This window comes from Pseudomonas fuscovaginae SE-1, assembly GCF_000364705.1.
Classification (GTDB): Bacteria; Pseudomonadota; Gammaproteobacteria; order Pseudomonadales; family Pseudomonadaceae; genus Aquipseudomonas; species Aquipseudomonas fuscovaginae_A.
Genome location: NZ_AQOH01000147.1, coordinates 23,690 through 33,859, shown reverse-complemented (window position 1 = coordinate 33,859; position 10,170 = coordinate 23,690). Strand labels below are relative to the sequence as shown.

The 10,170-nt window shown below is 63.5% G+C and carries 8 protein-coding genes; 5 read left to right on the top strand and 3 right to left on the bottom strand.

Annotation, left to right across the window (positions count from 1 at the left end):
* The first annotated feature begins 117 nt into the window (after positions 1-117).
* The 3 genes from K675_RS0115400 to K675_RS0115390 are packed head-to-tail and all read left to right on the top strand — an operon-like array spanning position 118 to position 3,683.
* Positions 118-777 (top strand): paraquat-inducible protein A, encoded by a 660-nt coding sequence (locus K675_RS0115400; RefSeq protein ID WP_017904399.1) that lies wholly within the window; start codon positions 118-120, stop codon positions 775-777.
* Positions 764-1,387, top strand: a complete 624-nt coding sequence (locus K675_RS0115395; RefSeq protein WP_017904398.1) for a paraquat-inducible protein A — start codon at positions 764-766, stop codon at positions 1,385-1,387. Before K675_RS0115400 ends, K675_RS0115395 begins: the two co-directional genes overlap by 14 nt.
* Positions 1,380-3,683 (top strand): PqiB family protein, encoded by a 2,304-nt coding sequence (locus K675_RS0115390; protein ID WP_017904397.1) that lies wholly within the window; start codon positions 1,380-1,382, stop codon positions 3,681-3,683. Before K675_RS0115395 ends, K675_RS0115390 begins: the two co-directional genes overlap by 8 nt.
* 219 nt (positions 3,684-3,902) lie before the next feature.
* Here K675_RS0115390 and mksF read toward each other — a convergent pair whose 3' ends face one another.
* Genes mksF through mksB form a run of 3 tightly spaced genes read right to left on the bottom strand, consistent with a single transcriptional unit; the run spans position 3,903 to position 8,723 of the window.
* Complete coding sequence (gene mksF, locus K675_RS0115385; RefSeq protein WP_017904396.1) at positions 3,903-6,743, bottom strand: Mks condensin complex protein MksF; 2,841 nt, start codon at positions 6,741-6,743, stop codon at positions 3,903-3,905.
* Entirely contained in the window at positions 6,740-7,453 is a 714-nt protein-coding gene (mksE, locus tag K675_RS0115380; protein ID WP_017904395.1) for an Mks condensin complex protein MksE, read from the bottom strand. Before mksE ends, mksF begins: the two co-directional genes overlap by 4 nt.
* On the bottom strand, positions 7,443-8,723 hold the full coding sequence (mksB, locus tag K675_RS0115375) for an Mks condensin complex protein MksB (RefSeq protein WP_017904394.1): 1,281 nt from the start codon (positions 8,721-8,723) through the stop codon (positions 7,443-7,445). Before mksB ends, mksE begins: the two co-directional genes overlap by 11 nt.
* A gap of 170 nt (positions 8,724-8,893) precedes the next feature.
* Between mksB and K675_RS0115370 the strand changes: the two genes are divergently transcribed.
* Together K675_RS0115370 and rimI are read left to right on the top strand one after the other, a co-directional pair.
* Positions 8,894-9,685 (top strand): hypothetical protein, encoded by a 792-nt coding sequence (locus K675_RS0115370; protein ID WP_017904393.1) that lies wholly within the window; start codon positions 8,894-8,896, stop codon positions 9,683-9,685.
* Positions 9,678-10,130 (top strand): ribosomal protein S18-alanine N-acetyltransferase, encoded by a 453-nt coding sequence (gene rimI / locus K675_RS0115365; RefSeq protein WP_017904392.1) that lies wholly within the window; start codon positions 9,678-9,680, stop codon positions 10,128-10,130. Before K675_RS0115370 ends, rimI begins: the two co-directional genes overlap by 8 nt.
* The last annotated feature ends 40 nt before the right edge of the window (positions 10,131-10,170 follow it).

The window sequence follows — 10,170 nt, the reverse complement described above, 5'->3', positions numbered from 1 at the left end:
GGGGCTTGCCCCCGCTGGGCTGCACAGCAGCCCCACACCCCGACAAATTTGCACAGTTATTTTCGAGCCAGCCCACTAGAATAGGCTCAATTCCCTACAGAGTCAGAGCCTCTATCTATGCCGGATCCGGTTGACACCCCACAGGTGTCGGAACTGCCCCTGGACGAGCTGGTGGCTTGCCACGAGTGTGACCTGCTCATGCTCAAGCCCCAGCTCGGTCTGGGTGAAAAGGCCCAGTGCCCGCGCTGCGGCTACGAGCTGTATGCCCACCGCCACAATGTCGTCGAACGCAGCCTGGCCCTGGTGATCGCGGCCCTGCTGCTGTACGTCCCGGCGAACTTTTTGCCCATCATGCAACTCAATCTTCTGGGACGTACCTCCGACGATACGGTCTGGAGCGGCGTTCTGGGCCTGCATCACACCGGCATGACCGGCATCGCCGTCGTGGTGTTCCTGTGCAGCATGGGCATTCCCTTGCTCAAGCTGCTGTGCCAGTTGGCAGTGTTGCTGAGCATCCGCTGGGATATCGGTCGCAGCTACGGTCTGTTGCTCTATCGCATTTACCATCACCTGCGTGACTGGGGCATGCTTGAGGTCTATCTGATGGGCGTGCTGGTCGCCATCGTCAAGTTGGCAGACCTCGCGGAGTTGAGCCTCGGACTTGGCCTGGCCTGTTTTATCGGTCTGCTGTTGCTGCAGATCCTGTTGGAGGTGGTGATGTCCCCCCACCAGGTGTGGCAGGCATTGTCGGGAGAGGACGAACATGCGGGCGATTGATGCAGGTATCCTGATCTGCACGGAATGCCATGAGTTGAACCGGCACGAACCGGAGAGCGACGGACAGCTCTGCACCCGTTGTGGCGCGCAAGTGCACCCGCGCCGTCCGAATAGCCTGATGCGTACCTGGGCGTTGCTGCTGACTTCGGCGATCCTCTACATCCCGGCCAACATGCTGCCGATCATGACCGTCAGCTCTCTGGGCAAGGGCGATCCGGACACCATCATGTCCGGCGTTATCACCCTGGTGCAGCACGGCATGTTTCCCATCGCCGCCGTGGTGTTTGTCGCCAGTATCCTGGTACCCACGTTCAAGCTGGTGGGCATCGGCCTGCTACTGTTCTCGGTACAGCGTCACCAGCCACTGTCGGCCCGGCAGCGGATCATCATGTATCGTTTCATCGAGTTCATTGGCCGCTGGTCAATGTTGGATATTTTCGTGATCGCCATCCTGGTGGCGATCGTCAACTTCGGCAGAATCGCCAGCGTCGAGGCCAACCTCGGTGCGGTGGCCTTCGCCAGTGTGGTGATATTGACGATGCTTGCTGCAATAACCTTTGACCCCCGACTGATTTGGGACAACACGGAGTCGGACGACGACAATGAGTGATCTGCCAAAAGCCAAAACCCGCCCGGCATCGAACTGGTCGGCTATCTGGGTTCTGCCACTGATCGCCCTGATCATCGGCGGCTGGCTCGGCTGGCGGGCCTACAACCAGACCGGTATCGAAATCCAGGTGCGTTTCGAGAGCGGCCAGGGCATCCAGGCCAACAAGACCGAAGTCGTTTACAAGGGCATGCCGATCGGCAAGGTCAAGGCCTTGGCCCTGGACACAGAAGGCAGCACCAAGGGTGTGAACGTCACCATCGAAATGAACAAGGATGTCGAATCGTCCCTGCGTACCAATACCCGCTTCTGGCTGGTCAAGCCGAATGTCTCGCTGGCCGGTATCACCGGCCTGGAAACCCTGGTCTCGGGCAACTACATCGCCGTCAGTCCGGGCGATGGCGAGCCCGCGCGCAAGTTCAAGGCACTGTCCGAGGAACCTCCGCTCTCGGACCTCAAGCCCGGCCTGCACATCACCATCAAGGCCGACCGACTGGGCTCGCTGAACCGCGGCAGCCCGGTGTTCTACAAGCAGATCCAGGTCGGTCAGATCAAAAGCTATGCACTGTCCCCGGACCAGAACATGGTCGAGTTGAAGGTCTTCATCGAGCCGGCCTATGCCAACCTGGTGCGCAAGCACACGCGTTTCTGGAACGCCAGTGGCATCAGCATCGACGCCAACCTGTCGGGAGTGAAGCTGCGTAGCGAGTCCCTGGCCAGCATCGTCGCCGGCGGTATTGCCTTCGCCACTCCGGAGAACCGCAAGGACAGCCCGCCCACCGACCCGAGCCTGCCGTTCCGTCTCTACGAAGACTTCGATGCGGCCCAGGCGGGGATTCGGGTGAAGGTCAAGCTCAGCGACTTCGAAGGCCTGCAGGCTGGCCGCACACCGGTGATGTACAAGGGCATCCAGGTCGGTAGCCTGAAAACTCTGAAGATCGATCCCGACCTGACCAGCGCCAATGCCGAACTCACCCTCGACCCGCTGGCCGAGGACTACCTCGTGGACGGCACGCAGTTCTGGGTGGTCAAACCGTCGATTTCCCTGGCCGGGATCACCGGCCTGGAAGCGCTGGTGAAGGGTAACTACATTGCTGTGCGGCCGGGTGACAAGGGCGGTCGTCCACAGCGCGAGTTCGAGGCGAGGGCCAAGGCACCGCCGCTCGACCTGCGCTCGCCCGGCCTGCACCTGGTGCTGTTCACCGACAACCTCGGTTCGCTGGAGGTCGGCAGCCCGATTCTCTACAAGCAGGTCAAGGTCGGTTCGGTGCAGAGCTACCAGTTCTCCCGTGATCGCAAGCAGGTGGTGATCGGCGTCCACATCGAAAAAGAGTACGAAGGGCTGGTCAACGGCTCGACACGTTTCTGGAATGTCAGCGGCATTACCCTGACCGGCGGCCTCACCGGTGGTATCCAGGTCAAGAGCGAGTCGTTGCAGACCCTCATTGCCGGAGGTATCGCCTTCGAGACCCTGCGCGAGAAAGCCCCTCTGAAACGGAAGATTCCGCGTTTCCGCCTGTTCCCCAATCACGAGGCTGCCGAGCAGCAGGGCACGCTGATCAGCATCCGGGTTGATCGCGCCGACGGCTTGCGTCCAGGCACACCCGTTCGTTTCAAGGGGTTGGATGTCGGCAAGATCGAAAGTGTCGACCTCAGCGATGATCTGCAGTCGGTGCTGCTTTCGGCACGAATCACCGAAGTACCGGAGAAGATTGCGCGGGCCGGTAGCCTGTTCTGGGTGGTCAAGCCGGAACTGGGCCTGATCAAGACCGCCAACCTGGAAACCCTGGTGACCGGGCAGTACATCGAGGTTCAGCCGGCGACGAAGAAGCAGGGGGCGCAGACGAATTTTGTCGCTCTCAAGCAGCCACCCGAGGCGCAGGTGGCCGAAGCTGGCCTGAGCCTGACCCTGAGTGCGCCGCGTCGGGGTTCGCTGAAGGAAGGTGTTCCGGTGACCTATCGCGAAGTGGCGGTGGGCAAGGTCACCGGCTATGAGCTGGGCGCGACCGGTGACCGGGTGTTGATCCATATCCTGATCGAACCGCGTTATGCGCCTCTGGTGCGTACGGGCAGTCGCTTCTGGAACAGCAGTGGTTTCGGTTTCGATGTGAGCCTGTTCAAGGGCGCGACGGTACGCACCGAGTCGTTGGAGACCCTGATCCAGGGCGGCATCGCCTTCGCCACGCCGGAAGGTGAACGGATGGGCGCGGCGGCACGGCCGCAGCAGACCTTCGCGCTGTTCGACAAGTCCGAGGATGAATGGCTGACCTGGGCGCCGAAGATCCCGCTGGGTAAATAACCTGGAGGACTGTGGAGGACTGTGGAGGACTGTGGAGGCCTGTGGAGGCCTGTTCGCGGATGAATCCGGCTCCCACAGGGATTGTGGTTGTACAAACATCATTAGTACGACGCAAATCCCGTGGGAGCCGGATTCATCCGCGAAGAACCCACCACAAATCCAAGGCAAAAAAAAGCCGCGATCATCGGATCGCGGCGTTTTTGTTTACAGCCCGTGGAATCAGGCCTCGTCCAGTTCCGGCTCAGCGGCTTCGCTGTTCAGCGTGGCCCGAACCTGATCCAGGCGACGGATGTACTTCCAGTCCGCTTCGTCGATATAGATCCCGTTCGGGCCGCTGCCGCCTTCCAGGTCGATGGCCACATGGGCCGAGACCTGCGGCTTCACGCTCGCCAGGATCGGCACGAAGCCCAGTTGCAGACTGGTCTCCAGCAGCGCCGCCTGGTTGCGTTCGTCGATGTCCGCCGCCTCGTCGAGGTAGTACGGTAACCGGACACGCCCGGCCAGGTCGCGGTCCATCAGGTGCAGCAACAGGTACATGTTGGTCAGCGCCTTGATGGTCATGGTGGTGCCGTTGGACGCCGCGCCATCGATGTCGGTGTGGATCACCGGCTGGCCATGGACCTTGGTGATTTCGAACGCCAGTTCGAACAGGTCCTTGAGGCCCAGCTGGTTGTGGTTGGCCGCGACCAGGCGGGCCAGGTATTCCTTGGCCTCTTCGTTCTTGTTGTCCTGCTCGGCACTCTGGGTCAGGTCGAACACCGACAGGGTCTCGCCTTCCTCGTACTGGCCGGCGCTGTGGATGATCTGGTCGATGTGCTTGAGCGCTTCCTTGTTCGGCGCCAGGACGATACGGAAGCTCTGCAGGTTGGACACCTGGCGCTTGTTGATCTCGCGGTTGAACAGCGCCAGCTGGTGTTCGAGGCTGTCGTAGTCGCTGCGAATGTTGCGCAGGGTCCGGGCGATGTCGGTGACTGCCGCACGACGGGCCTTGCCCAGTGTCAGGGCTTCGTCGGTGCGATGGTCGTAGGCGTTTATCAGCAGTTGCAGGCGACGCTCGACGTCGTCTTCGCTGTCGAACTTGGCCACGCCCTTGAGGCGGACCTGGGCATACAGCGCCTCGATCTGCCCGTCGACCCGCTGCAGGCCCTGCCAGCTGTCCTGATAGTCGTTGAGCAGCGGCAGCAGGTTGTCCATGGAGTCGTCGATCGGTTCCATGAACGGCGTACCGAACGGCAGGTCCGCCGGCAGCAGTTGCCGACGACGCAGGGCATCGTCGAGGGTGCGTTGCTTGGCCTCCATGTCGCCGATCTGCCGGCCGACCAGTTGCAGCTTGGCCGACAGTTGCTGGACACGTTCGGTGAAAGCGTCGCTGGAGCGCTTGAGCTCGTCCTGGGCGGCCTCCATCTGCGCCAGTTGCTCGAGTTTTTCGGGCTCTTCGGCGGACAACGTTTCGGCGCGGCGGAAGTCTTCCAGCGCCTTCTGCGCATCCAGCACCTGCTGGTACAGCGCTTCGGTCTGCGATTTGCTCGCCGCGCGGTCGGCGGCCACGGCCTGCTGGGTCTTGAGTTGCTTGAGCTCCTTCTCCAGGCGCTCCTTCTGGTCGCGCAGGGCGGCGCGGTCGGCCAGGGCCTGCAAGGCCGGCGGTTCGATATGCGACAGGTCGATGGACAGGCCCGGGGCGACGAAACGCTCGCCCTTGAAGCCGTCGAGGATCAGTTCCAGCGACTTGACCCACTCGCCGTCGTCATCCAGGGCGATGCCATGTTCGCCCAGCGGCAGGCTGAACAGCGAACTGTTGAACAGACGCATCAGGCGCTCGACGTCCTGTTGCGAGAACTCTTCGCGCAGGCGGGCATAGCTGTTGTTGTCGGCGTGATCGAGTTGCTGCTTGACCGACTTCAGGCGTTTTTCCAGATCGCGCAGGCGCTCTTCCAGGTCCTCGGCGCTGAACTGGCGGGACTGTGCCAGGGCGCCGGCGAGTTCGTCGTGGGCATCCTTGGCGGCCAGCAGTTGCTGTTCCAGCACCTTGACGTCGTCGACCAGGGCAAAGCGGTGCTTGAGCACCGACAGCTCGCCGAGCCAGCGCTGGATACCGCTGATTTCCCGCTCCAGGCGCATCAGCTCCTGGGTGCTGCCGCGCTGGTCGTTCTGCAGCGCGTCCTGTTCCCGGCGGTAGTGCTCGGACTGGATCACCAGCTCTTCCTTGCGCGCCGTGGCGTAGTCCGACCAGGTGCCCAGCAGCGAGTCCAGCAGCGGCGAGATGCGGTGCAGCTTGCCGCGCAGCACGTCACGCTGGCGTACCCCGGCGGCCAGCGCCTCGACCAGCGGGCCGGCGGCGACCAGCGAGTTGTAGTCCTGTTCCATGCGCCGCACGTCGCGGAACGCTTCCTCGCAGGCGGCGATGTAGTCGACGCTGCCGGAACGCAGGCTGTGCTCGAAGGCATCGAGGAACAGCTGCTTGAGCTTGGCCGCGGTGATTTCGCGCATGTGCAGCAGGTTGATGAACAGCGCGCGGAAGGTCTTCAGGCTCTGCTCGCTGGTCGAGCGCAGCGGGATCAGGGTCAGGTCCAGCGGGATCGAGGTGTGCCCGCCCACCAGCAACCGGCGCAGCTCGTCGGGCTTGAGTTCGTAGGCTTTCAGGCCGTTGCGCTCGAGGTTGTTGAACAGCTCCTTCTGGCGCAGGCAGGTGTCGTCCTTCTGGTAGTGCGCCAGGTCCAACTGCCCGGCATAGGCGAAGAACTGGTGACCGAAGCCGCCGCCCGGACCGCGACCGACCACACCGATCACGTGCGGGCCGTGGGGCAGCGAGACTTCGACGAGGATGTAGCTGGTGTCGCTGGCGAAGTAGAAGCGGCGCGACTGCTCCAGGCTGTACTTGCCGAAGCTCATGTCGGACATGCGCGCCAGGATCGGGAACTGCAGGGCGTTGATCGACGCCGACTTGCCGAGGTTGTTCGCCCCGTACACCGACAGCGGGTTTTCCAGCGGGAACAGCCCGAGGCTGTAGCCGGCGGTGTTCAACAGGGCGAAGCGGCGAATGCCGTAGCGTTCCTGGCTCATGCATCCATCTCCTGTTGCTCGTCGGCGATGGCCCGGGCCAACGCCTCTTCTTCACTTTCTTCCCGGTTTTCGTCGAATTCGCTGAGGTCCAGCGGATCGTCGGTCTCCAGGAGTTTTTCGTCGCTGTCCTCGTCGACGATCACCGGCGTCGGCAGCGGCAGTACGCTGTGCAGGCTGGCGGCCATGTCACGGTCCTGCTGGACCGACAGGCAGACGTCGAGGAAGCGGTGCATCGGTGGCAGGAAGCGGAACAGGCCGGGCTCTTCCAGGGCAAAGCCGAGTTGGGTCATGCGGCGCATGATCTTCTCTTCCAGCTCCTCCTGGGTGGTGACTTCGGCCTGGACGAACAGGTCGCGGTACTTCTCCAGCAGCGAGGGCAGTTCATCGCGGCCGAGGCTGCCTCCGTCGAGCACGGCGATCGGGTCGCGGCCCTGGTCGGCCAGGTGCTCGACCAGGATGAAGGTGAACAGCGCCAGGCGCTGGGCGGTCTTGTTCACCTGCGCCGTGGCGTTGTCCGGGACGAAGTAGTAGAAGCCGCGGGTGTCGCAGACCAGTTCGAAGCCCAGGGCCTTGAACAGTGTGCGGTACTGGTCCTGGCAGTTCGACAGTTGGGCATACAGCTCCGGATCGCGGCGGCTGATGTGGTAACCCTTGAACAGCTCGCGAAAGATCGGTGCCAGCTGGGACAGTTCGGAAAGATCAAGATGCATGAGGTGTGCTCGCGGAATTCTCGGCGTTGTCTTCGACACGCGAGAGCAGGGCGAAGGAGCGCAGGCTGACCAGGTGCTCCTGTGTGTAGTAGTCGCGGCGTTCGAGACGCTCGCGCTGGAAACGCTTCTCCCGCGACAGGCGCGAGAACCAGTAGAGCAGTTCGTCGGTGGCGCCGTCCGGCTCCTGCTCCAGCAGCCAGCTCATCAGGTCCGGCATCGGCAGGGCGTCGGTGCAGCGTTCGAGCATTTCCTTGACCGTGCGCGGCGCCCGTGGCGAATCGCCGCCTCGGGTTGTCTTGTGCGCCTTGGGGAAGCGCGACGGCTTGGCCTCGAAACGGGCCAGCGCATAGACATAGGCCTCGACCTGGCCGGAACTGCCGAGGAAGGTGCTCTGCGGCCGGGTGAACATCGGCATGGCGGCTTGCGGCACGGCATCGAGGCCCTTGCGGCGGATCACCGACAGCGCCAGCGCCGCGCCACGGGTCACGGCGTTGTGCCGGCGGGCTTCTTCACGCAGTGGCAACAGCAGTTCACGGGCGTGGCGCAGGGTCAGCTGGGCGCTGGTCTGCATTTCCAGGATCCGTGCGTGGGTGCGCAGCAGCATGTCGTCGTCGACCAGGTGCCCCAGGCGCTGCTGTTCGCCGAGCATGCGCAGCAGGACGTTCTCGACCTTGCGCACGCCCTGCTCGAAGGCGCCGTCGGCGTTCACCAACTGGATCATCGGCTCGACGTATTCGTCCCAGGTCGCCAGGACCTCGGCATAGCGCTGGCGCAGCGGGATCTGCCGGTCGCTGGTCTTGGCCCGTTCGGCCACGGCGACCAGGGCCTGTTCGTCGTTGGCGAGTTTTTTCAGCACATCGCGCACGCGCATGTCGAGCAGGCGCAACTGGCGCGCCAGGTCGTTGCCGTCGCGAATCTCGAAGGCGTCCTGGATGTAGCCGGCCAGGCGTTCGAGGTGGCGCAGGTAGGCTTCGATCTCCAGGCACAGGCCCAGGCGGTGTTCGCGGCGCAGGTAGGCCAGAAAATCATGGATCTGCGCGTTCAGCTCGAAGCGGTTCGGGCTTTTCGCCACCGGTACCAGGATGTCGAGGCGGATCCACACGTCCAGCAGGCTGGTGATGTCCTGGGGCGTGCTTTCCAGTTGCTGGGCGGCCAACTGTTGACGCAGCTCGCCAAGGCTCATGGTGCCTTGGTCGAAGTGTTCGCACAGAGGCTCCAGGAGTGCCCAGTGTTCGGCGAGGGCGCGCAGGACGCGCTTGGGTTCGATCATGGGAATGGCCGACTGATTGGCAATTGAAAAAGGGGGAGATTGTACTGCATGAAACGGCCTCTTGACCCGCAGGCGATCAGAGGCGCGCGGTTATTGCGATCAACCGCGGGCGATCTTGGCCGAAGGACGGTAGAATCGGCGCCTTGACCCTATCCAAAGATGGCCGCCCCTTGTTGATCGAGTCCCGTCGCCGCGCCTATCTGACCGCCATGCAGGTGGTCCATTGGCTGCCCCGCACCGAACTGCCGTTCGCCGCGCCCTCGCGCCCGGAGCTGTTTGTCGAGCCTGAGCCGCTGGTCGAGAGCCCGGCCGAGATCGTCGCGCCGGCCGCAGAGGCGCGCAAGGCCGTGGAGCCTTCGGCCAGGCCCGCCGAACGGCCGAAAATCGAAGTGCCGCGGCCATCGTCGAGCGTCCGGGCCGACAGCAAGCCAAAGGTCGAGGCAGAGGAGACGCCCGCACCGGTCAAGGCGCCAGTGTTGCCGCCGCCGCGTTTCTCCCTGCAACTGCTGCGGGCCGGGCGCTGCCTGCTGCTGGTCGAACTGGTCACCGGCCAGCCGTTCCAGAGCCGCGATCCGTCCTACCTGCTGCTCAAGGACATGCTGCGTGCCGCCGGCCTGCCGGATGCGCCGCAGATCATCGGCGAGCCGGTACGTTGGCCGCTGCTGGCTCGTGGCAACCTGGACCAGGGCCCGCATGTCGCCCGCGAGTTCGTCCAGGGCTTCGTCCAGGCCCGGCTGGAAGAGGGCGAGTGCGCCTGCCTGTGGCTGATCGGTCTGCCGGCGGTGCGTTTTGCCGGTGAGGCCGATGCGCAATCCTATAACCGCGAGCTGCAGGTCGAAGGCCTGGGCTCGGCCTGGGCGCTGCCTGGCCTGGAATTACTGATGGACGAGCCGCAGCGCAAGGCGGATGTCTGGCAAGCCATGCGTCGGCTGATGGCGCGTTGGAAACACAACGATGAGTGATGCGGTAAGTTTTCGCCTGGCCACCGAGGCGGACCTCGATGCGATCCTGAAGATCGAATACGCGGCCTTCAGCCACCCGTGGACCCGTGGCATTTTCACCGATGCGCTGAAGTCCTATCAGGTCTGGCTGATGTTCGAGGGCAACCAGCAGGTCGGACATGGTGTGATCCAGGTGATCATTGATGAAGCGCACCTGCTGAACATCACCGTCAAACCGGAAAACCAGGGCCGCGGCCTCGGCCTGCGACTGCTCGAGGAATTGATGAAGCAGGCCTACGCCCTGGGCGCGCGCGAGTGCTTCCTGGAGGTTCGCGACAGCAACCAGACGGCTTACCGGCTGTACGAGCGCTATGGTTTCAATGAGGTCGGGCGTCGTCGCGACTACTACCCGGCAGTCGGCGGACGCGAGGATGCGCTGGTGATGGCCGCGACGCTGGTCGACTGATCCGCCGTCTCGAGAACACTGTGCACGATGGCGTGACCCC

What these genes read in the sequence shown, in the direction of transcription:
- mksF (WP_017904396.1), bottom strand. Translation starts at nt 6,743, where the DNA reads ATGAGCCAGGAACGCTACGGCATTCGCCGCTTCGCCCTGTTGAACACC.
- mksE (WP_017904395.1), bottom strand. Translation starts at nt 7,453, where the DNA reads ATGCATCTTGATCTTTCCGAACTGTCCCAGCTGGCACCGATCTTTCGC.
- mksB (WP_017904394.1), bottom strand. Translation starts at nt 8,723, where the DNA reads ATGATCGAACCCAAGCGCGTCCTGCGCGCCCTCGCCGAACACTGGGCA.
- K675_RS0115390 (WP_017904397.1), top strand. Translation starts at nt 1,380, where the DNA reads ATGAGTGATCTGCCAAAAGCCAAAACCCGCCCGGCATCGAACTGGTCG.
- K675_RS0115395 (WP_017904398.1), top strand. Translation starts at nt 764, where the DNA reads ATGCGGGCGATTGATGCAGGTATCCTGATCTGCACGGAATGCCATGAG.
- K675_RS0115400 (WP_017904399.1), top strand. Translation starts at nt 118, where the DNA reads ATGCCGGATCCGGTTGACACCCCACAGGTGTCGGAACTGCCCCTGGAC.
- rimI (WP_017904392.1), top strand. Translation starts at nt 9,678, where the DNA reads ATGAGTGATGCGGTAAGTTTTCGCCTGGCCACCGAGGCGGACCTCGAT.